At 59.8% G+C, this 23114-nt stretch carries 19 protein-coding genes; 2 read left to right on the top strand and 17 right to left on the bottom strand.

The features are described 5' to 3' along the window. Positions 1-154: 154 nt before the first annotated feature. The 10 genes from metE to KB449_RS08885 form a co-directional block, all read right to left on the bottom strand. Positions 155-2446 carry a 5-methyltetrahydropteroyltriglutamate--homocysteine S-methyltransferase gene (metE, locus tag KB449_RS08930; RefSeq protein ID WP_282908042.1) on the bottom strand — a complete coding sequence of 764 codons (2292 nt, stop codon included), beginning with the start codon at positions 2444-2446 and terminating at the stop codon, positions 155-157. Positions 2447-2636: 190 nt separating this feature from the next. Then, positions 2637-3542, bottom strand: a complete 906-nt coding sequence (locus tag KB449_RS08925) for a LysR family transcriptional regulator (protein ID WP_282908041.1) — start codon at positions 3540-3542, stop codon at positions 2637-2639. 434 nt (positions 3543-3976) lie between these two features. Beyond that, on the bottom strand, positions 3977-5212 hold the full coding sequence (gene efeB / locus KB449_RS08920; protein ID WP_282908040.1) for an iron uptake transporter deferrochelatase/peroxidase subunit: 1236 nt from the start codon (positions 5210-5212) through the stop codon (positions 3977-3979). A 25-nt stretch (positions 5213-5237) separates the two neighbouring features. Next, the gene (gene efeO, locus KB449_RS08915) at positions 5238-6437 is read right to left on the bottom strand and encodes an iron uptake system protein EfeO (RefSeq protein WP_282908039.1); all 1200 of its coding nucleotides are present in this window, start codon (positions 6435-6437) and stop codon (positions 5238-5240) included. A gap of 52 nt (positions 6438-6489) precedes the next feature. Further along, positions 6490-7977 carry an FTR1 family iron permease gene (locus KB449_RS08910; RefSeq protein ID WP_282908038.1) on the bottom strand — a complete coding sequence of 496 codons (1488 nt, stop codon included), beginning with the start codon at positions 7975-7977 and terminating at the stop codon, positions 6490-6492. Between the two features lie 177 nt (positions 7978-8154). After that, complete coding sequence (locus tag KB449_RS08905) at positions 8155-9057, bottom strand: metal ABC transporter permease (RefSeq protein WP_282908037.1); 903 nt, start codon at positions 9055-9057, stop codon at positions 8155-8157. Continuing rightward, positions 9054-9977 (bottom strand): metal ABC transporter permease, encoded by a 924-nt coding sequence (locus KB449_RS08900; RefSeq protein WP_282908036.1) that lies wholly within the window; start codon positions 9975-9977, stop codon positions 9054-9056. Before KB449_RS08900 ends, KB449_RS08905 begins: the two co-directional genes overlap by 4 nt. Then, complete coding sequence (locus KB449_RS08895; RefSeq protein ID WP_282908035.1) at positions 9974-10711, bottom strand: metal ABC transporter ATP-binding protein; 738 nt, start codon at positions 10709-10711, stop codon at positions 9974-9976. Before KB449_RS08895 ends, KB449_RS08900 begins: the two co-directional genes overlap by 4 nt. 1 nt (position 10712) lies before the next feature. Then, entirely contained in the window at positions 10713-11672 is a 960-nt protein-coding gene (locus KB449_RS08890; RefSeq protein WP_282908034.1) for a metal ABC transporter solute-binding protein, Zn/Mn family, read from the bottom strand. A gap of 469 nt (positions 11673-12141) precedes the next feature. Beyond that, positions 12142-13101, bottom strand: a complete 960-nt coding sequence (locus KB449_RS08885) for a metal ABC transporter substrate-binding protein (RefSeq protein WP_282908033.1) — start codon at positions 13099-13101, stop codon at positions 12142-12144. A 257-nt stretch (positions 13102-13358) separates the two neighbouring features. Here KB449_RS08885 and KB449_RS08880 point away from each other — a divergent pair, with 257 nt between their 5' ends. Next, positions 13359-14402 (top strand): permease, encoded by a 1044-nt coding sequence (locus tag KB449_RS08880; RefSeq protein ID WP_282908032.1) that lies wholly within the window; start codon positions 13359-13361, stop codon positions 14400-14402. Between the two features lie 21 nt (positions 14403-14423). Beyond that, positions 14424-15329, top strand: a complete 906-nt coding sequence (locus KB449_RS08875; RefSeq protein WP_282908031.1) for a TIGR03943 family putative permease subunit — start codon at positions 14424-14426, stop codon at positions 15327-15329. 77 nt (positions 15330-15406) lie between these two features. On the opposite strand, the gene KB449_RS08870 is transcribed toward KB449_RS08875, so the two are convergent. The 7 genes from KB449_RS08870 to KB449_RS08840 form a co-directional block, all read right to left on the bottom strand. Continuing rightward, positions 15407-16495 carry a HAMP domain-containing sensor histidine kinase gene (locus KB449_RS08870; RefSeq protein ID WP_286672202.1) on the bottom strand — a complete coding sequence of 363 codons (1089 nt, stop codon included), beginning with the start codon at positions 16493-16495 and terminating at the stop codon, positions 15407-15409. Then, a complete protein-coding gene (locus tag KB449_RS08865) occupies positions 16488-17186 on the bottom strand; it encodes a response regulator transcription factor (RefSeq protein ID WP_282908030.1) in 699 nt (232 codons plus the stop codon). The genes KB449_RS08870 and KB449_RS08865 overlap by 8 nt, the downstream gene beginning before the upstream one ends. A 40-nt stretch (positions 17187-17226) precedes the next feature. Continuing rightward, on the bottom strand, positions 17227-18273 hold the full coding sequence (locus KB449_RS08860; protein ID WP_282908029.1) for a D-alanyl-D-alanine carboxypeptidase family protein: 1047 nt from the start codon (positions 18271-18273) through the stop codon (positions 17227-17229). A gap of 166 nt (positions 18274-18439) precedes the next feature. Further along, a complete protein-coding gene (locus tag KB449_RS08855) occupies positions 18440-19354 on the bottom strand; it encodes a Crp/Fnr family transcriptional regulator (RefSeq protein WP_282908028.1) in 915 nt (304 codons plus the stop codon). A 76-nt stretch (positions 19355-19430) separates the two neighbouring features. Beyond that, entirely contained in the window at positions 19431-20381 is a 951-nt protein-coding gene (locus tag KB449_RS08850) for a diacylglycerol kinase catalytic domain-containing protein (protein ID WP_282908027.1), read from the bottom strand. 3 nt (positions 20382-20384) lie between these two features. Beyond that, on the bottom strand, positions 20385-21428 hold the full coding sequence (locus KB449_RS08845; RefSeq protein WP_282908026.1) for an SPFH domain-containing protein: 1044 nt from the start codon (positions 21426-21428) through the stop codon (positions 20385-20387). Positions 21429-22031: 603 nt separating this feature from the next. Next, on the bottom strand, positions 22032-23024 hold the full coding sequence (locus KB449_RS08840) for a helix-turn-helix transcriptional regulator (RefSeq protein ID WP_282908025.1): 993 nt from the start codon (positions 23022-23024) through the stop codon (positions 22032-22034). Positions 23025-23114: the final 90 nt, after the last annotated feature.

Genomic DNA, 23114 nt, shown 5'->3' with positions numbered 1-23114 from the left:
AACCGAATAGATTCATCTTAGACATCCGATAGGAGTTCCGTCAATGCATGCCGCCGCAGCGCAAAAAAAGAGAGCGGCAGAGCGCTCCCTCAAATGTCTTTCTTCTAATAAGAAGATCGTGTAAATAAGTTCGTGTTAACAGGTCGTGCAAACCTTATCCCTGCTTGACCACATACCGTTCGCGAGCGGCTTCTGTCGCCTCTACCATGTTGCGCAGCGATTCGACCGTCTCCTTGCGTCCGCGAGTCTTGAGTCCGCAGTCCGGATTGATCCAGAACAGGCCAGGATCGAGCACGCGAAGCGCACGGTCGATCATTTGCGTCATCTCGTCCGACGATGGCACGCGAGGGCTGTGAATATCGTAGACGCCGAGCCCGATGCCCTTGTCGTAGGTATGCTCCTCGAAAATGCCGATCAACTCGCCGTGGCTGCGCGACGTCTCGATGGAGATGACGTCCGCGTCCAGCGCGCTGATCGATTCGATAATGTCGTGGAACTCGCTGTAGCACATATGCGTGTGAATCTGCGTTTCGTCCTTCACCGTCGAAGTGGACAAGCGGAACGCGCGCACCGCCCAGTCCAGGTAATGCGCCCATTGCTCGCGCTTCAGCGGCAGCCCTTCGCGGAGCGCCGGCTCGTCGACCTGAATCATGCCGATGCCTGCCGCCTCCAGCGCCTCGACCTCGTCGCGGAGCGCGAGCGCGATCTGGTAAGCGACTTCCTCGCGCGACTTGTCGTCACGCACGAACGACCAGTTGAGAATCGTGATCGGGCCGGTCAGCATGCCCTTCACGGGCTTCGACGTCAGCGACTGCGCATAGATGGTCTCGGCGACGGTCATCGGCTTCGGCAGCTCTACGTCGCCGTAGATAACCGGCGGCTTCACGCAGCGGGAACCGTAGGATTGCACCCAGCCCTTCGCCGTGAAGGCGAACCCGGCAAGCTTCTCGCCGAAAAACTCCACCATGTCGGTACGTTCGAACTCGCCATGCACCAGCACGTCAAGCCCGATCTCGTTCTGAATGTCGATCCACTCGCGGATCTGCGCTTGAATGAAGGATTCGTAGCTCGCAGGCGACAGCTCGCCCTTGCGCCACTTCTGCCGCGCGCCGCGTACTTCCGGCGTCTGCGGGAAGCTGCCGATCGTCGTCGTCGGCAGCGGCGGCAGCTGCCATTTGGCATCCTGTACCGCGCGGCGGGATTCGAAGACGCTCGCGCGCGCCGCCGGCTCCGAAGCCAGGGATGCCATGCGCGCGCGGACGCGCTCGTTCGTACGCGCGGCGGAGCGCTGCAGCGCGTCACGGCTGCGTTCGGCCGCTTCCAGGTCGACCGCGATCGCTTCGACGCCTTGGCGTCCGGCCTTGGCGAGCAGGACGAGCTCAGCGAGCTTCTCGTCGGCAAAGGCAAGCGCGCCTTGCAGCTCCGCCGGCAGCGCGTTCTCTCGTGCCGCGCTGACCGGCACGTGCAGCAGGCTGGAGGACGGCTGCACGACGATCCGTTCTGCAGCGACAGCGCCGCGCAGCGTGCCGAGTGTCTCCCACTTGCTGCGCAGATCGGCCTTCCAGATGGCGCGGCCGTCGATCAGACCCGCTCCGAGCGTCTTGTCCGCCGGGAAGCCCTGCTCGCGTACCGCCGCGAGGTTGCGTCCGCCGTCATGCACAAAGTCGAGCCCGATGCCGTGGACCGGCAGCGTGACGACGAACCCGTACGCGTCAACCGACTCAAAGTACGTTTGCAGCATGATGGAAATTCCCGGCGCTTCGCTGGTTAACGTTTCATAGATGCGCCTTACGCGGGACAGGTCGTCCTCCGTCAAGCTCGTGGCCAGAATCGGCTCGTCCACCTGTACCCAAGCGACGCCCTCGGCTTCGAGCTCGCGCAGCACATGCGCATACAGCGGCAGCAGACGATCGATCCAGGCATCCAGCTCCCCCGCGGCATAACCTTTGGACAGCTTCAAGTACGTGTAAGGTCCGACGATGACCGGACGGCCTTCGATTCCCAGCTCCGCCTTCGCTTCGCGATAAGCCGCCAGCGGGCGGTTGACCGTCAGCTGCGGGTTGACGCCTGCGCCAAGCTCCGGCACGATGTAGTGGTAGTTCGTGTTGAACCACTTGGTCATCTCGCTCGCCGCCGAATCGCGATTGCCGCGAGCTACCGCGTAGTAGGTCGGCAGGTCGACTTCGCCGCCCCCGTAGCCGAACCGCTCGGGCACGATACCGAACATCGCCGACGTGTCCAGAATATGGTCGTAGTACGTAAAGTCGCCGACCGGGATGACGTCGATTCCTTGGTCTCGCTGCTTCCTCAGGTTATTCAGACGGATTTCCTTCAACGTCGCGTGCAGCGTGCTCTCGTCCAGCTTGCCGGCCCAGTATGCTTCCAGCGCTTTTTTCCATTCGCGGTCTTGCCCGATGCGGGGATACCCCAGATTGCCGCTCTTCATATATGCCTTCTCCTCTGCCTTCCAAGTATGAAGCAAAGCGTCCGCGCCGGTTGATTCGGCGCCAGCTTTGGCTGCTAATTGAAAGATAGCACAGGCGTCTGGATATAGCGTAACTTCAAAATACTATTGCCGGCTATAGCCTCCGGCTATATCAAAGCCCGCGTCTTGCCCCTGTGCGGCAGACGCGGGCTCACTCGACCGCGATCGCCTGCTGCAGCGCCTCGACATAAGCCATCGCAAGCTTCGATAACGCGGCATTTTGATGACTGATCCAGCCGACATGCAGCGTCTCTTCGCTTGCGAGCGGAACCGGAATGATCTCGTTGCCGTTCAAATCCGCGCTCAGTACGCCGGTCGAGATCGTGTAGCCATTGAGCCCGATAAGCAAATTAAACAAGGTTGCCCGGTCGTTCACCTTGATGCTTTTTTTGTGCGACAGCGTGCTCAGAATTTCTTCGGAAAAATGGAACGAATTGTACTCGCCCTGCTCGAAGTGCAAATACGGATAGTCGTCGAGCTGGTCGATCGTCACGACGGGATGTCTCGCAAGGGGGTTGTTCACGCTGACGAAAATATGCGCCTTGGCGGTAAACAGGCTCGTGAACTTCAGGTTCGCATCGCGCAGCAGTCGCGTGATGACCTTGGCGTTGAACTCGTTGATGTACAGAATGCCGATCTCGCTGCGCTGGCTTTTGACGTCCTGAATGATCTCGTGCGTCTTGGTCTCCCGAAGCGCCAGCTCGTATTCGTCCTGACCGTGCTCGCGGACAAGCTGGACGAAGGCGTTAACAGCGAACGCATAGTGCTGCGTAGACACGGAGAAATGCTGCGGCGCGGGCTTCGCGCCCAGATAGCGATTTTCCAGCAGCTCGGCCTGCTCGATGACTTGACGGGCATAGCCAAGAAACTCGGCGCCGGCCTTCGACAGCGTGATCCCTTTGTTCGTGCGTTCGAAAATGGTGATACGGATTTCTTCCTCCAGGTCCTTGATGGCGTTGGAGAGACTGGGCTGGGAGATGAAAAGCCGCTTGGCCGCTTCGTTCATCGAGCCGCGGTTCGCGACTTCGATGACATAGCGCAGTTGTTGCAGCGTCATGGCATCGTTATCCTTCCTGCTGGGGTGCGGTTTGCCTTTCATCATACCACAAGGCCGCGCGCCTTCGGCGTCCTCGCAGCGAAAAATCGGCTCACCCGTGTGACTTCACCTGGACAGCGGCGCATTTCCGTGAATGCGGCCCCTATCAGGAGTCTCCACAACTCGGTTACGTTAACTCGGTGTCGCTGTAAAGCTTTAGTTCGCCCCAATCGGGCCGAAGTCACCTGAAGTGACGCTGTACAGCGCTTCTTCGCCCTGAGCGGGCCCAAGTCACCCGAAGTAACGCTGTACAGCGCTTCTTCGCCTCGATCCGCGCCGAAGTCTCATTTTCGGACCCTTAAATACAGCCTCTAACGCAAACAAGACAAAGCAGGAATGCTCCCGCTTTGTCCCATTAGGTTTGTTCCCGTTTATGCTTCATCTCAATAACAGCTTTAACCCTCAAGAACCCGCTGGCCGAAATAGAGGCCGGGCTGCAAGCCTGCAGGGCAGGCGAACATCGCGCTGGCAACATGGGAAACATACGCGTTCAAGGCATCGCTGTTCTGCATCGAACGCAGCATCGGCAGAAATTGCACGTCGGGATTGCGCTGGTAGCTGATGAACAGCAGTCCGGCATCGACGTTGCCTGTCCGGGGATCTACCTTGTCCGTGTAGGAATAGGCGCGGCGGTGAATCTGCTGCCTGGTCTCCTTGGCCAATCGCACATGCGAATTTTCTGGCAGCTTGGACGCCTCCACCGCATCGAATTCTCCCTTCGCGCCGAATGCCGCGCCGGATACTTTGCTTCTGCCGAACGTCGCTTCCTGATCGGAGAGCGACGTGCGATCCCAGCTCTCCAGCTTCATCTGGATCTTGCGGTAGGCCAGATAGGAACCGCCGCGCATCCATGCCGGCTCGTCGCTGCCCGCCCATACGACATCGTCATAGCCTTGCGCGGAGTCGTGCAGCTGGTTGGCCGTGCCGTCCTTGAAGCCGAACAGATTGCGCGGCGTCTTGCCCGGCGTCCCGCTCGCAAAGCCTTCTTGCATCCACTTGAGCGAGGCGCGGCCTGTCGACAGCCGGATCAGGTTGCGCACCGCGTGAAAGGCGACCTGCTGATCGTCCGCACAGATTTGCAGGCAAATATCCCCGCCGGAAATGCTCGGATCGATATTGTCACGCGCCATGCGCGGAATATCCTTAAGATGCAGCGGCATGGCGCCGGCAGCACCGAAGCGATTGACGCCGTCTCTTACGAAAAACGATGGACCAAAGCCGAGCGTGACCGTTAATCTGGATGGCGGCAGCTCGAGCGTCTCGCCCGTATCCGTCGGCGGTACGAGCGGATTGTCGCCCAGGCTCATCGTGCCGCCCTTCGCGCTCAGATCGCAAAAACGGGTCCAATCCTTCAGCATCGCGATCAAATCTTTTTTGCTGCCGGTCGTAATGTCGAACGCCGCCAAATACAAATACGTCTGCTGCGGCGTCACAATGCCCGGCTGGTGGTCGGCGTACATCGGAATGATGTCTTCTTCCGAATGGGCGGAAGCCTTCGAGCCTTCCGCTTGAGGCTTGGGTATGCCGAGAATCGCGCCGATGCCGGAGGCACCGATCGCGATTCCGGCACCGACGGTGGCCGACAGCTTCAGAAAATCTTTGCGCGTCATGCCTGTCCGGTTCGGTTCCATAATAAGTCTGGGCTCCCTCCGTAATTTAGAGGATGGCGGCGGTTTGCGACATCAGTTCGGACAGCGCGCTGAGGCGGTCGCTGATATCGCGGATCTGATCCGTCGTCAACTCGGTATAGGCAACATACTGGCCGTCCTTGATGAAGCCGGACAGCGCCTTTTCCATATCCTGAAATGCCTGGTCGAGCTTGTCGGCCAATTCGACGTTGCTCTCGTTGAGCGCCGGGATGATCGACAGGTAGACCGTCTTCGAGCCGTCTACGTTAGAAGCGAGGTCGACGAGATCGATGTGCGAATAAAGTTCTTCCTCGCCGGTAATCTTGGAGGTAGCCGCCTCGTTCAGCAGTTCCATGGCGCCGGCGACGACCGTCTTGGGTTCGAGCTGAAGCTTATGAACTTCGGCCTGCAGCGCCTTCACGTCGGTCATCAGCTGGTCCGCGAATTTATCCTGACCTTCCAGCGAGTTGTCGACCCACAGCGCCTGCTCGATCTCGTGGAAGCCGGTCCAGGCGCTCGGATCGTCCACGTCGGCCAACCTGGCGTCGATCTTGGGGTCAAGGTCGCCGAAGCTCTCGGCAATCGGCTCGATGCTCTCGTAATAGACGCGCGCCTTTACGTATTCGGCCTTGGATTTATCGATATCGCCCGCCTTGACGGCGTTGACGAATACTTGCGTCTGATCGGTCAGCTTGTTCGTCTGGTCGACGACGTATTGCTGATACTTTTTAACGGCTTCGATCAGCAGCTCGGAAGAGCTGGCCGTCGAAGGCTTCGCGTTCTGAAGCTTCGTGAGCGCATCGACCAGGCCGTCGGCATTGGCCTTGAGCGCGTCGAAATCGATCTTGTCGTAAGCCGAAGCGGAAAAGATCGGCATTTCGTATTTTTCCACGTCCGTATATTCAAGGGGGAACGTTTGACGTACGGCATTTTCGAACGACAGCCACGTTTCGTTAATCGTCTTGCCGAGGCCTTTAACGCCGTCCGCGTCTTTTTTCCCGATAAGGTCCTGCAGCTGCTTCGTTTGATCGAGCATTTGAGCCGTACCCGTCTGAATCGCGCTGGATCCGCCGGCGCTTGCCGAGGCCGAGACCGGAGATGCGGCCGTCGTCGAAGCCGGAGCCGAAGCGGACGCGGATGCGCCGTCGTTGTTCGATCCGCTGTTGCAGGCGGATAAAGCCAGCATTCCTGCGATTGTAACAATACCAATGGACGTTTTCTTCATCATTATAACGATCTCCAGTCATCTGGCGCTATGCGCAAAATTAGGTTGTTGAAGCTTAGGAAACGGGAACTTCGCGACGGCGCTTGCTCTTCAGCAGGGACCAAACGACCGCGGCGCAGCCGCATGCCAGGAAAACGAGCTGCGGCAAGGTGCTGTACCAAGAGGGATACAGGCTGAGCGTCGAAAAATCGGGCAGCGTTTCGTTCACCGTAGACGGCAGCACGCCGGCCATCTGCAGGCTGTGAATGCCCGACCCCATAAATTTGAAGCAGAGATAAAACACGATGAGGCTCGATCCGAGAAAAAACGGACGAATCGGCAAGCGCGATCCGGCCTTGACGATGACGAACGCGACCGCCGTCAAAACGAGAAACCCGGCAGCGATGCCGGCGACAAGTTCCATTGCGGACATTTTCCCGGACATGCCGATCAGAAAAATGACGGTCTCGAGTCCCTCCCGCACGATCGCGAAAAAGGAGAGCAGCGCGAGCGAAAACATATGCCCGCCGGATAGCGCGCGCGTACTCCGCTCGGCAAGCAGCCGGTTAAAGCGCTTGGTGTCCGAATGGCGATGCAGCCAGTAGCTGACGTAAAGCAGCATCACGCTGGCGCATACGCCCGTCCAACCGTTGATGAGCAGATTGTTGTGCCCGAATGCGCTCGAGGACAGCAGCAGCACGACCGCGAACCCCGCGGCGATGCTGGCCAGGAGACCGGTGACGGAGCCGCCGACGACCCAGCGTCTCGCCGGCATGGAGCCCGCCCGCTTGGCGTACATAAGCAGCGCGCCGACGACGAGCAGCCCCTCCATCCCTTCGCGAATCGGGATAAGCGCCGCGTCCCACCACGAATACTTCGCGTCGGCGAGCGGCGCCAGCCCTTCGATCAACCGGTCGATCACGGGGGCGGCAAGCGCCCTTTGATCCGGATTGCTCAAGTAGCCGTCCAGCATGACCAGATCGCGTTCGGTGTCGTTGTAAACGCGCTGCGATTGGCTCACGACGTCGCCTTCGACGGAGAGCCATTGCTGCTGAAGCTGTTTGACCCTCTGCCCCGCTTCCACCCATTCCTGCTTCTTGGCCAGGTTGCCCGCCTCGCGAAGCTTAAGAATGTAGGTCGACAATGTCATCTGGCTTTTTCCGCTGTTGTCCGCGTACGCGCCGTCCTGCAGATTGATGACGGAAAACCTTAGATTGCCGGCCTGCGACGACGCCTCGTCCATCTTTCCGCTTAGCATCGCGAGCGACAGGGCTGCGATCTGGCTGTCGATCTCCAGCGCGAGATCGAGCGAACGCTGTTTGACGTCGTTCTTGTCCTTCGCCCACCACTTTTTGATCGCAGCCAAATCCTGCGCGGCCGCGGCCGCATCGCCGGCATCCAGGTGGGAGACAAGCGCTTCGGCCTGCAAGGACGCATCGGCGGCATGCGTCGAATCGGTCGCGGCGAACAGGGGGGCGAACGGCGCGATCGCCCAACCGAGCATGGCAAGCAATACGATCCTTGCGAAAAGGATCAATGCGGAAGGCCGTCTATGCCGCTTCAATGTATGTGGTCGCCTCCATAAGCCTGGTTCCAAGCTATTTGAAAATGATTCTCAATATTAAGCATTATAGGAGCGTTCAATTTGAGTGTCAATGCATTTTAGTAGAATGAAAACGGCTGCGTGGCGTCATCTTGCAGACGCGCCGCAGCCGCGGTATTTTTTCGTTGTCATACGGGGTCAATCCGCGCCTTCTGCCGCCATCGGCTCGCGCTTGGAAGCCCTCCCCCTCCGTAGCCGGGATAACGCGCCGTAACGCGGGGAGCCAAGGAAGCTCGCCGCGAACAGAAGGCCTGTCGCGAACGCCATCGAGCCCGAGATCGACGTATCGAGCCAGGTGGCGATTCCGTAGCCGATCCAGGCGGACAAGGCACCGAAGGCGGCACCCAGCGCCAGCATAACGGATAACCGGTCGGTCCACAGGTAGGCTGCGGAAGCCGGCGTGATGAGCATCGCGACGACCATAATCGCGCCGACCGCATCGAAGGAAGCGACCGTCGTCACCGACACGAGCGACATGAACGCATAGTGCATCACTACGGCGGGAATGCCGAGACTTGCGGCCAGCGCGGGGTCGAACGACGTTATTTTCCACTCTTTATAAAAGGCAATTATCGCCGAAAGGGCGACCGCCAGCACAAGCGAGAGCAGCGCGACCGCCTCGGGCACTTCGCCGACGAGCGGGAGCGTCATCGTTTCCCAAGGGATAAAGGTAATCTCGCCCATCAGCGTATGCTTGACGTCGAGATGCGCGTTGCCGACCTGCGTGGCGATCAGCACGACGCCGACCGCGAACAACGTCGTGAACACGATGCCGATCGACGCCTCCTGCTGTACGCCGCGAGACTGGAACCATTGCACCAGCAAGGCCGTCAGCAAACCGGCGCACACTGCGCCGATCAGCATGTGCACGCCGCTAAGCTGCCGCGTGACCATGTAGGCTACGACGATGCCAAGGAGGACGGTATGGCTGATCGCGTCGGCCATCATCGCCATGCGGCGCAGGATGAGCAGCACGCCGATCAATCCGCAGGACACGCCGACAAGGGAAGCGGTCAGGAGAATCCAACCGGAATAGCTCATCGTCCCGCCCCCTCTCGTGCCGCGATCGGACTTGAGACCTTGGAAGCCAGCCGTCGCCTGCTCGCGCGCTGTCCGATGTACAGGACGAGCAAGCCCTTGCTCGCACCGAAAAACAACGATACCGCGAACGTCGCTGATGCCGCCAGTACGATAAACGGTCCCGTCGGCCAGCCTGCGCCCATGGCGCTGAGCAAGGTTCCCGCCGCGCCGGCGCCGCCTCCGAACGTTGCCGAGAGACCGACCGTCCATTTAAACGAGTGTGTCCAGTAACGGGCGCTGACTGCGGGGATGATCAACAGGGCCGCCATCAACACGACGCCCGCCGCCTGAATGCCGACGACGATGACAAGCACCAGAACCGCCAGGTAGATCCCGTTCATCAAGCGCACGGACAATCCGAGTCCCGCGGCGTAGGCGGGATCGAACAGGAACAGCTTCCACTCCTTGTACCCGAGCAGCGCGACGAGCAGGACGACTGCCGCGGTTCCCGCCATCAGCTTGACGTCGTCCGACACCATGGAAGCGGCCTGACCGAAGATAAAACTGTCGAGCCCGCTCTGGCTGCCGCCTGCAGTTCGGTTCACGAACGTCAGCAGCATGATGCCAAGGCCGAAAAAGACCGATAATACGATGCCCATCGCGGCATCTTCCTTGATGCGGGTCGACGAACGGATCCAATCGATCAGGAGCGCACCGAGCAGCGCGCTGACGGCGGCTCCTGCGATCATGACGGGCAGGTTTTTGGTGCCGATCAGCACGAAGCCGACTATCACGCCGGGCAGCGCGGCATGCGACAAAGCGTCGCTCATCAGGCTCTGCCGTTTCCAATACGCGAAGCTGCCGATGATGCCCGCCGCCATCCCGAGGATCAGCGTGCTGAGGAGCACCCACTGCGCGTTGTGCGAGAGCAGCGTGTTCATCCGGATTTCCCCTCCAGCCAGCGAAGCATGCCGCCGTAGGCCGCGCTGAGCGACTCCCGGGTAAAAGCTTCCGCCGTCGTGCCGTGGGCGACGACCGTCCGGTTCAGCAGCAGCACCCGGTCAAAGTAATCCTCCACCGTCTGCAGGTCGTGATGAACGACCATCACCGTCTTGCCCTGCCGCTTGAGCCGCTGCAGCGTATCCATAATCACGCGCTCCGTCACGGCGTCGACGCCCGCGAGCGGTTCGTCGAGCATATAGAGATCGGCGTCCTGCGCGAGCGCCCGCGCCAGGAACACCCGCTGCTGCTGTCCGCCGGAGAGCTGGCTGATCTGGCGGCCCGCATAATCCGCCATGCCCATCTCGGTTAGCGCCCGCATCGCTTGCTCCTTGTGCGTCCGGCCGGGCCGCTTCAGCCATCCGATCTTGCCGTACAAGCCCATCGTCACCACGTCCAGCGCGTCGGTCGGGAAGTCCCAGTCCACCGAGCCGCGCTGCGGCACGTAGCCGATACGCGACTTGACCTTCCTGAAGGGTGTGCCGAAAAAAGCAACGTCGCCGGAAAGCCGCGGATGCTGATCCAGCAGCGTCTTGAGCAGCGTGGACTTGCCGGCGCCGTTCGGTCCGACGATCGCCGTCAGCGTACCCGGCTTAATTTCGAACGTCACGCGTTCCAGCACCGCATTTTTCCGATACGAAGCGTTCAGGTCCGATACCTTGAGCACTGTTGTCATATCAACCCTCCTTCGAGGCAAGCGCCTCGCCGATCGTGTTTACGTTGTGTCGGTACATACCGAGGTAGGTGCCTTCCGCCGTGCCCCCGTCGCCCATCGCGTCCGAATACAGTTGACCGCCGAGCTGCACGTTAAGCCCCCGCTTCTTGGCCCCTTCAATGACCGCTTCGATCGACGCGGGATTGATGCTGCTCTCCACGAATACGGCCGGTACGCCGCGATCGACCAACAGGTCGATCGTGTCCTCGATATCGGACAGTCCGATCTCGTCTTCCGTGCTGAGCCCCTGCAGGCCGACGACCTGCAGCCCGAGCAGGCGCCCGAAGTAGCCGAATGCATCGTGCGCAGTGACGAGCACCCGCCGCTCCTCGGGAATGCGGCCCAGCTCTTCGAGCGCTTCCGCCTTCAGCTCGTCGAGTTGCTTGAAGTATGCCGTCTTATTGGTCTCGAAGTATGTCGCGTCCGCCTCCGAATACTTCTTAAGCTCCTCCGTCGCCGCCCCCAGCGCCTGCTTCCACAGGTCGATGTCGAACCAGATGTGCGGGTCGGTTGCGCCCTTCGGATCCTTCAGCAGCCTCTCCTTCGGCAGCGTCTCACCGATCGCCAGCACCGGCCGCTCTTTGCCAATCTGCTCGAACACCTTCACCATGTTCGCTTCGAGATGAAGGCCGCTGTAAAACACGATATCGCCGCTCTGGAGCTTCTTGATGTCGCCCTGAGTCGCCGCGTACAGATGCGGATCCACGCCCGGTCCCATCAGACTGTCGACCTCGACCCGGTCCCCGCCGATAACGGCAAGCGGCTCCGCGATCTGCGCGATCGTCGTGACGATTCGAATTTTGCCAGACCGTTCGTCCTCTCCAGCCTGCTCCCCGCCGTTCGCGCAAGCGGTGTTCAACGCAGCTAAAATCGCTAAAAACAAAATCATCAGTGCAACTCTCTTCAGCTTCTTGGTCAGCATTGCGGTCCTCCCCGTAATGGTCGTTCCTCCTGCGGCAAAGCTTGTGACGCAAACTTGTACGTCAAATACGTATGCGGCAATTACTTGTACAGCAATTACTTGTACGGCAAACTTTTGTACGACAGACACTTGTACGACAACAATTTTGTTTCCCACGGGAAACTTTTGTTGTTATATACAAAATAATTACCCATGGGCAATTTGTCAATCCTTTTTTTGGGCGGTTTGTCCAGAAGGGCCCTGTTGGAAAAGGGGGGGCAAATGCGCCGTCGATAGTCATACGAGTCCGCGGCACAGCTTATCGTATGAGCGCAACCTACTAACAGCGGAACCCGATAACAACGCAAGCCCTTAACACTGCAACCGGTACCGCCGTTATCGGCTCGCCAAAACAAAAAAACGGGACCGAGCAGAAATCGCTTCTGCTTCGTCCCGTTTTGCCGCCGCCGGTATACCGGCTTTTCGCTAATTATGCATTTAACGCCTTCACCAAAGCCTCGAGGTTCTTTTTCATGATGCCGATGTAATCGAGCCCGTCTTTCTTTTCCTCATCCGTCAAGCCTTCCAGCGGGTTCAGCACGTCCGTCTTCGCGCCGATCTCGTCCGCTACCGTCTTCGCGACCTGGGGATCGACCAGCGTCTCGAAAAAAATCGTCTTCACCTGATGCGCCTTCGCGAATTGCACGATCTCGGCCATCTTGCCGGGTGACGGCTCTTGCTCGGGCGACAGTCCGGCGATCGGCACCTGCTGCAGGCCGTAGGCTTGGGCCAAGTAGCCGAAGGCCGCGTGCTGCGTCACGAACGACTTTGTCCTGACATCCTTGAGCCCCGCCCTGTAGTCCTCGTCCAGAGCCTTCAACTGGGCGATGTAAGTGTCGGCGTTCTTTTTGTACGTATCCTTGTTCGCCGGATCCGCCTTCTCGAACGCCGCTTCGATCGCCGCGACCTCCCGCTGCGCCAATCCCGGATCCAGCCAGACGTGCGGATCCTCCGCATGCTCATGCGCGTGGTCGTGCGCTTCCTCGCCCGCTTCTTCCTCTTCTTCCTCCGCCGTTCCCTCCAGCGTCGTAAGCCCCTCGCTCGCCCGCACGACGACACGCTTGTCGTTCGACGCGCTCGTAAGCGCCGCATCGACCCAGCCTTCGACGATCCCGTTGTAAACGAACACGTCCGCTTCCTTCACCTTTGCCATATCCTGCGCGCTGGGCTCCCAATCATGCGGCTCCGATCCGGCCGGGATCAGCAGGGCGACGTTCGCAAGATCGCCCGCGACCTGTCTGCTGAATTCGTACATCGGGTAAAAGGTCGTCACGACGCTCAGCTTGACACCCGATCCGCTGGCTTCGTTCTCCTCGTTTTTACCGCAAGCCGCCAGCAGCAGCGCCAAGCTCGCCGATATCGCGAGCGTTTTTTTCAAGCTCTTTTTCATGTTCGTCATTCCTCGTTTCGTCTATTTGTAATTATTACGATAACACGATTAAAAAAATGCGACTTGCTATGTATGAGGATCACGCCGTCTCCATATTGTAATTATTACGTTTAGCAAACGCAAGTAAAAATTCCAAACGAAACGACGACGCCATCTATTAGTCTAGAAAACTAGCGGATTATGCGTTCTTTTCAACAGAGATTCGCATACGTTGATAGCAGGAAGTATGATCGATTTCGGTGGACGAGGTGATAAGCATGGCGAATGCAGCTTACAAATGGACGTTAACACTATCGGCGGCGTTGACGCTAGCGCTGCTCTATTTCATAGCAACGGAGCGGCAAATGCCATGGCCGGACTCCTTATCCGGCATCGGCGCGGATCAATGGCAATCGGTCAAAACGGTGTTCGTCAGCCTTTTTCTGGAGGCTCTCCCCTTCGTGCTGCTCGGAGTCCTGGTCTCGACGGTGCTGCACTTGTTCGTCCCCGAAACGGCGCTCGCCCGTCTCATCCCGAGGAATCCCCTGCTCGGCGTGCTATGCGCCGGTCTGCTCGGCGTCGTGCTGCCCGTGTGCGAGTGCGGGATGATTCCGGTCGTGCGCAGGCTGCTTCGCAAAGGCATGCCGGCCTATATCGGCATGACTTACATCCTGGCGGCGCCCATCGTCAATCCGGTCACGGTGCTCGCCACCTATAGCGCCTTTCGGACCGCGCCCGAGATGGCGCTGTATCGGACCGTGCTCGGCTTCGCCGCGGCGGCCGCCGTCGGCCTGCTGCTGTCTCGCGCACGCGGCAAGTCCTCCAATCCATTAAAACCGGATGCACCGAGTCTGCATGCCGCTGCCGCGGATCATAACCATCACGCGCCACATCGCGCTCCCTCGTCCCGTTTACTCTCCTATTGCTCGCATGCGGCCGACGAATTTTTTGAAATGGGGAAATTTCTGATGCTCGGCGCGTTCCTGACCGCAGTCATCCAAACTTTCGTCAGCCGCGGAGAGCTGATCGAGCTTGGCGGCGGCGCCTTCGGCTCGCACCTGTTCATGATGGGCTTCGCCTACGTAATCTCGCTTTGCTCGACGTCGGACGCATTTGTCGCAGCCTCCTTTTCCGGCGTCTTTCCCGCCGGCGCGCTGCTCGCTTTCCTCGTCTACGGTCCGATGGTCGACTTCAAAAACACGCTGATGCTGTTGTCCGCGTTCAAAGCCCGCTTCGTGCTGCGTCTCCTCGTGCTCGTAACGGCGGTCGTACTCGCCGCGTCGCTGCTCGCAGGGTGGCTGCTGGAAAGCGCTGCACGCTGACACCGAAAAGGGGATGTCTTCATGACTCAACGAACGAATCGGAAAATGATCGCCCGTCATCTGGCGCGCGCCGTCGTACTCGCGGGCATCGGGCTCTATGTCGCAAGGCTGTCCGCGGTCGGCAACCTGGGTCTCTACATCTCGCCGCGCATGGCCGTATACACAAAGCTGGCAGCTGCCGCCCTATATCTGATCGCAGCAGCGCTCGTCTATCAGTCGCTCAAAGAATGGGACGTTCAGCGCGACGCCGGCTGCGGAGAAGCCTGCGGCCATGCATCGGCGCCGGCAAGCCCCTGGCTGAGCCAGCTTCGTGCCGTCGTCCTGTTCGCGCTGCCGCTCGCCTTGTTTTTTCTGACGCCGGACACGACGATCGGCAGCGCAATGGCCGCGCGGAAGGGCATGAATCTGAGCGGCGGGACCGCGGCGCACGCGATAAAAACCGATTCAGCAGCAACCTCCGCGCCGCCTGACGCCAACGAGCTGGACCGGCTGTTCCCGCACGATTCGCTCACCAAGCCGTATGCGGATTACGGAAAGCTGCTTTATGCCAAGCCAGAGATCGAGATCAAAGATTGGCGCTATCTCGAAACGCTTACGACCCTTAACTTTTTTCCCGATTCGTTCGTAGGGCGCCGTGCGGAGGTATCTGGCTTCGTCTACCGGGACGATACGATCGGACAAGGACAGTTCGTGCTCGGCAGGTTCGCGATCCAGTGCTGCGCGGCCGACGCGATCCCTTACGGCATCGTCGTCGAATCGACGGATGCGGCGAAGTACGCGAACGACGATTGGATGACCGTCTCGGGCACGTTCGCCAAGACGACGATCGACGGCGCCGAAGTGCTGCTGCTCAAGGCGGACGCGGCGACCAAGATCGAACCGGCGAAGGATCCGTACGTGTATCCGGATATGGATTTTGGCGTTTAAACGGGTATACCGTCTACCGTCTACGCCGACGCATTTTCGATGAACACGCGAATAGCCAATGGGATGCCGCCTCCCGCTCACGCCACCGGCAGCCGCACCGTAAACCGCGTCAACACCGGCCCGCTCTCCGCCTGGACCGTGCCGCCATGCCGCTCAACGATGTTTTTGACGATATAGAGCCCGATGCCCGTGCCTCCCTCCCGCTGCACGCGCGCGCGGTCGCCGGTGAAAAACATCTCGAACAGATGCGGCAGCTCCTCCTCGGGTATGCGGTCGCCGTAATTGTCGACTCGAATGACCGCCTCCCCGTCGTCCCATTCGCCGCGAACGTCGATGTAGCGGCCGTCGGCCCCGTAGCGGGCGGCGTTGCTGAGCAGATTTTCGAATACGCGCGCGAGCAGCTCGCCGTCTCCCTGAATGTTCAGGTCGGTGATCACTTCCGAGCGGAGCGTCAGTCCGTTTTTCTCGAAGATCGGAAACAGCTCCTCGCCCAGTTGGACGAGCAGCTCGCCGAGATTGATCGGCTCGCGCTTAACCGGCAGCATGCCGTAATTCATCCGCGTGATCTCGAACAGCTCGTCGATGAGCTTTTCCAGCCGTTGGGACTTCGTATAAGCGATCGCCGTGAAATGCCGGATCTGTTCTTCGCTCAGGTCCTCCGCCTGTAAAATATAGTTCAAATAGCCGATCACGGAAGTGAGCGGCGTACGCAGATCGTGCGCGAGATTGAGCACCAGCTGATCCTTGCTCGTCTCCGCGAAGTCGCCGCGCGCGATCGCCTGGCGAAGCTTGTCGCTGGCCATATTGATGTCCTCCGCGATCGTCTGGAACTCGTCCTGCGAGGAGATGCGGACCGGCGTGTCGAAATCGCCGACGGCCAATCGGTGAATGCCGCTCGATATCCGGTTGAAGTACGTGGCGTAGGGCTTGGTGTACAAAAAGAAAAACAGCACGGACAGCGGGATAAAAATAATCAAAAACACGTTGACGTCGCCGATGCTGCGCATGATGTTGCGGAACGCGTTCAAAGAATCGCCGTAGTAAGCATTCTGGCGATAATAAGACTGCAAGGCCCGATAAGCGAGATACGTGATGAAGCCCGACGTCAGCATGCTGAGTCCGAGCAGCAGGATCATTTTCGACCGAAAGCTGATGCCGCTAACCATTAAACGTATATCCCACTCCCCAGATCGTCTTGATCCACTTGTCTTTGTTTTTGTCCTCGCCCAGCTTCTTGCGCAGCGTCCGGATGTGGACCATGACCGTATTGTTGCCGACCTCATAGTAGGCTTCGCCCCACACCTGCTGGAAAATCTGCTCCACGCCGAATACCTTCCGCGGGTGGCTCGCAAGCAAACATAAAATATCGAATTCCTTGGGCGTAAGCTCGACCGGCTCGCCGTAGATGGTGACGCGGCGCTGATCCGGCACGATGGCGAGTCCGCCCGATTCGATCGCTTGCGGCTCGTCCGCTCTCGTTTGATTAAGCCGCGTAGAACGCCGCAGCAGCGCCTGCACGCGCGCGACCAGCTCCATCGGGTTAAACGGCTTGGTCATATAATCGTCCGCCCCGATGACGAGACCCGAGATTTTGTCGAAATCCGACGTCTTGGCGCTCACGAAAAGAACGGGCAGCCGATACCGTTCGCGAATCTGTCTCACGACCTCGAACCCGTCGAGCTCGGGCATCATGATGTCCAGGACAGCGAGATCGATCGCCTGCGACTCGATGGCCCGGACCGCTTCTCGGCCGTCGTGCGCGAGCAGGATCCGGTAGCCTTCCTTCTGCAGATGCAGCGAGATGAGATCCGCGATTTCTTTCTCGTCATCCGCGATCAAAATGGTAGTGGGATTCATGTATTATCGCGCTCCTTCACAACCTACATTGTAGCGGATCTTAAAGCGCGTTGCCTAATTCGTTATAGACGCTGACCGCATCTGCAATGTCGTATGCGGCCGTCGTTTTGCGGTCTCCGACGGCGCCGGTCGTGATAAGAATGTACTCTTTGCCGTCCAGGCGTCCCAGGCTTGCGAGACATAAGCCGGCCTTCTCGGTATAGCCGGTCTTGCCGCCCACAATCTCCGCGCCGTCAAGGCCCGACTCGCCGAGCTCCTTGAACATCGAGCTGCGCAGCGTGATGCCGTCCGGATGCAGGTCCGTCGGCGCCGTCGCGTGGCGCGAAGCGGTGAACACCTGGCGGAACGTCTCGTTTTTCAGCGCATAAGCGAGCAATACGGAAAGATCCTTGACCGTCGTATAATGCTTGGGATCGTGCAATCCCGTCGCGTTGACGAAGTGCGTACCAGTCATGCCGAGCGCTTTGGCTTTGGCGTTCATGAGCGCCGCGAACTTCGCCTCCGATCCGGCGACGCGCATCGCGAGCCCGACGCTGCCGTCCGCGCCCGAAGGGAGCATTGCACCGTACAGCAGGTCGATCGCGCTCACCCGCTCGCCAGGAAGAAAGCCCGCCATCGAGGCGTTCTGCTTGCGCAGCGTCTCGAACATGTCCGGATCGAGCTTCGCGGTCTTCGCCAGATCCGGAATGCGCTCGATGGCAACAATCGCCGTCATGATCTTCGTGAGCGAAGCGGGATATACGCGCTCCCCGATATTTTTGTCCAACAGCACATGCCCGTCTTCCAGGCGGACGAGAATGGCATGCGTGCTGTGCAGGTGGTCGGCGGCGAGAACCAGGTCCTTGCTAGCAGCCGTGTCTTCCATGCTCGGCGTTGCCGCGGCAGGCTGACCGGCACCGAAATCCGCAGCGCCGGCGGGGACGGCATCCGGGATCGTGCCGGCAGCCGCGGCGCCGGATGGCTCCGCATGCGTCCTGGGCGGATGGCCCAGAATCGCGTCCGCCGCGCGAACGAGATCGGCCTTGTGCTCGATGGCCGCGGCTGCGAATCCGGCGATGAGCAGCAGAAGTATCAATCGCGATTTCATTTTTCCGTCCCCCTTCTATTCCCGAACTACAGCTTAGGACAAACATTTTAAACAAACCGGGGGACGGATATTAAATATTTCTTAAATCTCTCCGCAAGAAAAACCGCAGCCTTTGCGCGCGGCCGCGGTCCGTGTATGTATGATCATTTTTTTGGCCGAATTATCTTCAACGCAGCAGCGAGCGCAGCTTGATGAGATTCAGCTCAAAGTAGCTCGCGTACATTTTGACAAGCTGCCGGTCCTCTAAATCGTAAAGCACCTCGTTCAATTCCTTCATTTTTACGCCCGCCATCTGGGACAGCTCGTGCCTGTCGAGCGGCATCTGGACGACGATCGTATGATCGCTCCGCTCTCCGAATCGGTTGGCCAGCTTGACCATGCTCTTGATGACCCTCGTCCGTACGTCGAAGAACATCAGGTCGGATACTTGGTCGTTGGTATCGCGCATGCGTTGGACGATCTCGGCCATAATGACGAGGTTCAGATCGAAATGGCTTTTCAGCATATCCAGGAAGTGCTCTCTGGACATGACGACCAGCTCCGCGTTGTCGAGCGTCTGCGCCGTCGCGGAACGCGGCTTGCCGTCGATCAGCGACAACTCGCCGAAGCTGTCTCCCGCGTTAAAAACGGCCAAAATTTTCTCGTCGCCTTCCGGGCTCGTCCTGTAAATCTTGACCGTGCCCGACAGCACGATAAAAAACGAATCTCCCGGATCGTTCTCCCGGAACAGGATCGTCTGGGCATCCGGCTCCCGCTTCTCCATCCGGTCGGCGAGCAGCGCGATATGCTCGGGGGCCAGGCTGGAGAACAGCGGAATGTGCTTCATCAGCTGGCGCAGCTTCGCTTTTTCCTCTTTGGCCTGCTGGGCGGGGTCGAGCTGACGGGCCTTGTCCGCGACGAGCTCGCCCCGGGGCGCCTCTCCGTCGATGTCGATCTCCCGAATCTTATGGCTCCTTAGCATCTGGATATGCTGCTCCGTAATCGCCGTGCCCTTCGCCAGCAGCTTGATCCCGCTGTCCGAAAATATATCGATGCCGACCTTCATGCCGGCCTGCACATGATTGACCAAAAACAACGCCACGCCCGACTCACCTCTATCGCATCATATAGCCTATTTATCGGTGAACAAGGCACGAACGTTTAGCTCAAAAATAGGCCTATACGACCAGCCGCCCCTTCTTCTCCGCCACGCCGATCGATGCCCGAAGTCCCGACAGGAACGCCAGATAATCCTCTTCGACGCCGTCGCTGAAGATGACGCCGTCCTCGGGCATCTGCGACACCACTTCCAGTGTCTGACTGCTCTCGATGCGGCCATATACGAGCTCGGTCCCGGTCGTCCGGCTCGGGAACGGCTCCCGAACCGTGAAGCGAAGCCAGTCGCTCTCCCATTCAAGTCGCTGGGCATCGGCATCGGCAGGCGCCTGGCCGGTGCCGGCCATTCCCGCTCGCATTGCGATGCCCGACGCGCCTGCCAGCACGCTCCTCAGCCATCCCGTGGCGCCGACGCCCGTCGATACGATGATGCCGCTCGACGATTGCTGCTCCTCCTGTCCGCCCGCGGCGATCCGGTAGCGGGCCGATACATGCGTCCTGCGTCCGACGTAAAAATCGTTGACGGCGTATAGCGTCTGTCCGTCGCTAAGCACCGCCTTCGCCAGCGTCACCTCCCGCACCCGGCGGCGACCGGCGGCGGTCTCCGTTACGATCTTCGGCACGTCGTCCACGGCGAAAGGAAGGAGAATGCCGTCCCAGCGCCGCGGATCCGGATTGACGCCGATGAGCCGCTGGCCGTCCAAATACTTCAGCGTTGCCGCCACCAGTCCGTCCTGCCCGAGCGCCACGACCGTATCGGACGGGCCGAACAAATAATTGGGAACGTGGGTCCGATCCAGCAGCTGAACGATGCCGAGTTCGCTCAGCGACTGCCGGGTCCGTGCGAGCGCACTGCGATAGACCTCGTCTTCGTTCAGATAATCGGAAAAGTCCTCGCCCATCGACTCGATGACGAACTGCGCCTGACGGACCGTATTGTACCTGGCGATCAGCTCCTCAAGGCGCGTGCGCCGCTTGACGAGCACCAGCCGAATCGCTCTCGCGTCGTCCATCCGTTACCTCTCCTTTCTGCCTGCCGTCTTTGCCTCGCCGCCTTGAAGCAAGCCTTGCAGCAGATCAGGCGTTATATTTAACTGCCCGATCTTTTCCGCCTGACCGGCCAGATCCTGAAAGGCAATCGCGATCAGCTGGCCCGGATTCATGCCCGCGCGGGTGAGCGACTGCAGCACCTGGTTATCCGCGCCGCCAAGCGCCCGCATGACGGCGGTAAGCTCATAGGCCTTCGCATCCGCCTCCGACTGCCTGTTGCCGGCCGAGCGTTCGAGCAGCGTCTTGCGTTCTTCCTCGTAAGCCGTGTCAAACTGCAGCTGCTCCTGCTGCATCTCGTTTCGCTTCTGCTGGACGAGACGCTCCGCTGCCAGCTGGCTCTCGCGAATTTGCTTCTTTTTGGCTTCGACGGCGATCTCCGTGCTCAGCTCGTTCTCGCGAACAGTCCGCTCCTGCTCGATCGAGGCGTTGCGCCGCTCGTACACCGCTTCGTCTGCGCGCCGCAGAATTTCCTCTCTGGCCTGCGCCTCCAGCGCCCGCATCGTCTCCTTGTTCGGCAGCACGGCCAGGATCGACGCGCCCATCGCTTCGATGCCCAGCTTCGCCAGCTCCGGGCTTGCCTGCAGCTCCTCGCGAATCGCGGCGGCCAGCCTGTCGCCGGACTGTATCGCTTCCCGCAGCGGCATTCGCTCGAGATGACGCTTGGTCAGCACCTTGACCAAGCCGATGACGCGTTGGCCGAGCTTGGCCGGATCGTCGGACAAATACGTCTTTTTGCGTAAATTGTACGCATAGTCCAGCATGCGCGAGGTCTGGCGGAAATCCGCGATCCGGAACGTCAGCTGCCCCTGGACCGTCACGCTCTGAAAATCGCGGGTGATCTCCTCGAACATAAACGGCGCTTCGGTCGAGGAAGCGGGCATGACCACGGCCGTCGTCGCAGGCGCGTAATAGTAAAAGGAAAGCCCCAGCCCTTCCTTGACGACCTTGCCGCTGCGCACCTTCATTACGTACTCGCTGGGCTGGAACTTGACGAATCGGAATCCAAACATGGCGAATGCCTCCGTTTCTTTATTTATCATTTTGATATTATCGAAATGATAATATAAAATTCCGAAGTATCTCAACCGCCATTTATCCGTTTGTACATCCAAATGTTCGCCATTTTGCGGTCTGGTTTCTGCTTTTCCGCTCCCAGCCTTCCTTTACTTCCGTTTTCTTCTGTTTCCTTGCAGTCAGCAAAAAACACCTGTCCACGATTCAACCGATCGCCGCTCCGATGGACGGAACGAGCGTCGTCTCCATCGTTCATTTGTGCGCAAAGCCTGCAAACATACATCTTTTATTGCCCATGTCGCCTCCATCGGACAGAAAAGATGCGAGCGTGCAGGTATTTTCCTCCATCAGCCGGATTTCCGGGTTGTACTTGGAAATTGCCTGCACTTTTGCAGGTATTTCCAAATGCGCAGCTAGTCGGCGGGAAAAACATGTCCCGATGTAGGTTTTTGACCCGCTAACCTTCCGATCAATGCCGGCACGCCGATAGCGCGCTAACCTATTCAGGAATCACCGCCTGAAGGTTGATTCGCAAGCATATAGAGGGTGTGCTCTATCGCCGTCTTTCGATCTACGGCCGGGCTTTCACCCTTCTTCGGCTAAGGCTGCCCGTTCTGCCCGTTCTGCCCGTTCTGCCCGTTCTGCCCGTTCTGCCCGTTCTGCCCGTTCTGCCCGTTCTGCCCGTTCTGCTCCGGCTCAGGCTCGGGCTCCGGCCGCAGGCGGAACGCCGACGGCGACATCCCCGTCGCCTCGCGGAAGCTGCGCGAGAAATAATGCACGTCGCCGTAGCCGAGCGACTCCGCGATCTCGGTGATCCGCTCCCCGGTCAGCAGCAGCCGTTTGGCGCGCGCGATCCGCTCCCGCATCGTATATACCTTGGGGCTGAGTCCCGTCGCCTCTCTGAAAATCTCGGCAAAGTACGTCGGATGATAGCCGCACAGCTGCGCCAGCTCCCGGCTCGACCAGCTGCGCGCCGGCTCGCGGGCGATCGCCGCAAGCGCCGGCGCGATGCGGCGCGCGGACGGATCGGGGCGCTCCTGCAGCTGCCGCCGTACGAGCGCGACCAGCAGCGCGGTCATATAGCCGCGCATTGCGGCCTCGCAGCCTGGGCGCTGCTCTCTGTATTCGTCGACGATCGGCCGGAACAGCGGCTCGAGCTCGGGCGCGTGGAGCACATGCGCCAGCGCGAGCAGCTGACGGCCCCCGCCGGTATCGACCCGGTACGGGACCGGCGGCGCCTCCCGCTCCGCCTCGTTGCATACGCGTATCGCGGACGCCGGATGCACGGAGACGGGCGCTCCGCCGTCCCAATCGAAATGAATGCTGTAAAAGCCCGTCGGCTCGTTCGCCGCCGTCTCGATGCGGTGCGGACTGCCGCCGCCGTAGAAGGCGCAGCCGCCTGCAGACAGCGAATAGCGATGCCGGCCGAGCGTCAGCTCTACGCGGCCGAACAACACGAAGAGCAACTGGCAGTCGGGAATGACCCGCGGCCCCCAGACGAAAGCCGGCTCCTGCACGGCGCGCTCGGCGAAGTGAACGATCGGCCGGATCGCCGCCAGGTCGATCGGCTGTATTCCTGTTGTCGCTTGCATCCGCAGCGCACCTCCTGTTATGGGCGTATTATAAAGCATCATCTGTCAAAAGTGCACCTCATTCCCGGCGCGGCTGCAAAGACAACCGGC

It is taken from the genome of Cohnella hashimotonis (genome assembly GCF_030014955.1).
GTDB lineage: Bacteria > Bacillota > Bacilli > Paenibacillales > Paenibacillaceae > Cohnella > Cohnella hashimotonis.
Note: the sequence above shows the minus strand (reverse complement) of the source record. Positions and strands in the feature narration are given on the sequence as shown.

Coding starts and splice junctions, on each gene's coding strand:
- metE (WP_282908042.1), bottom strand. CDS start 2,446: ATGAAGAGCGGCAATCTGGGGTATCCCCGCATCGGGCAAGACCGCGAA.
- KB449_RS08925 (WP_282908041.1), bottom strand. CDS start 3,542: ATGACGCTGCAACAACTGCGCTATGTCATCGAAGTCGCGAACCGCGGC.
- efeB (WP_282908040.1), bottom strand. CDS start 5,212: ATGGAACCGAACCGGACAGGCATGACGCGCAAAGATTTTCTGAAGCTG.
- efeO (WP_282908039.1), bottom strand. CDS start 6,437: ATGATGAAGAAAACGTCCATTGGTATTGTTACAATCGCAGGAATGCTG.
- KB449_RS08905 (WP_282908037.1), bottom strand. CDS start 9,057: ATGAGCTATTCCGGTTGGATTCTCCTGACCGCTTCCCTTGTCGGCGTG.
- KB449_RS08900 (WP_282908036.1), bottom strand. CDS start 9,977: ATGAACACGCTGCTCTCGCACAACGCGCAGTGGGTGCTCCTCAGCACG.
- KB449_RS08895 (WP_282908035.1), bottom strand. CDS start 10,711: ATGACAACAGTGCTCAAGGTATCGGACCTGAACGCTTCGTATCGGAAA.
- KB449_RS08890 (WP_282908034.1), bottom strand. CDS start 11,672: ATGCTGACCAAGAAGCTGAAGAGAGTTGCACTGATGATTTTGTTTTTA.
- KB449_RS08885 (WP_282908033.1), bottom strand. CDS start 13,101: ATGAAAAAGAGCTTGAAAAAAACGCTCGCGATATCGGCGAGCTTGGCG.
- KB449_RS08880 (WP_282908032.1), top strand. CDS start 13,359: ATGGCGAATGCAGCTTACAAATGGACGTTAACACTATCGGCGGCGTTG.
- KB449_RS08875 (WP_282908031.1), top strand. CDS start 14,424: ATGACTCAACGAACGAATCGGAAAATGATCGCCCGTCATCTGGCGCGC.
- KB449_RS08870 (WP_286672202.1), bottom strand. CDS start 16,495: ATGGTTAGCGGCATCAGCTTTCGGTCGAAAATGATCCTGCTGCTCGGA.
- KB449_RS08865 (WP_282908030.1), bottom strand. CDS start 17,186: ATGAATCCCACTACCATTTTGATCGCGGATGACGAGAAAGAAATCGCG.
- KB449_RS08860 (WP_282908029.1), bottom strand. CDS start 18,273: ATGAAATCGCGATTGATACTTCTGCTGCTCATCGCCGGATTCGCAGCC.
- KB449_RS08850 (WP_282908027.1), bottom strand. CDS start 20,381: ATGGACGACGCGAGAGCGATTCGGCTGGTGCTCGTCAAGCGGCGCACG.
- KB449_RS08845 (WP_282908026.1), bottom strand. CDS start 21,428: ATGTTTGGATTCCGATTCGTCAAGTTCCAGCCCAGCGAGTACGTAATG.
- KB449_RS08840 (WP_282908025.1), bottom strand. CDS start 23,024: ATGCAAGCGACAACAGGAATACAGCCGATCGACCTGGCGGCGATCCGG.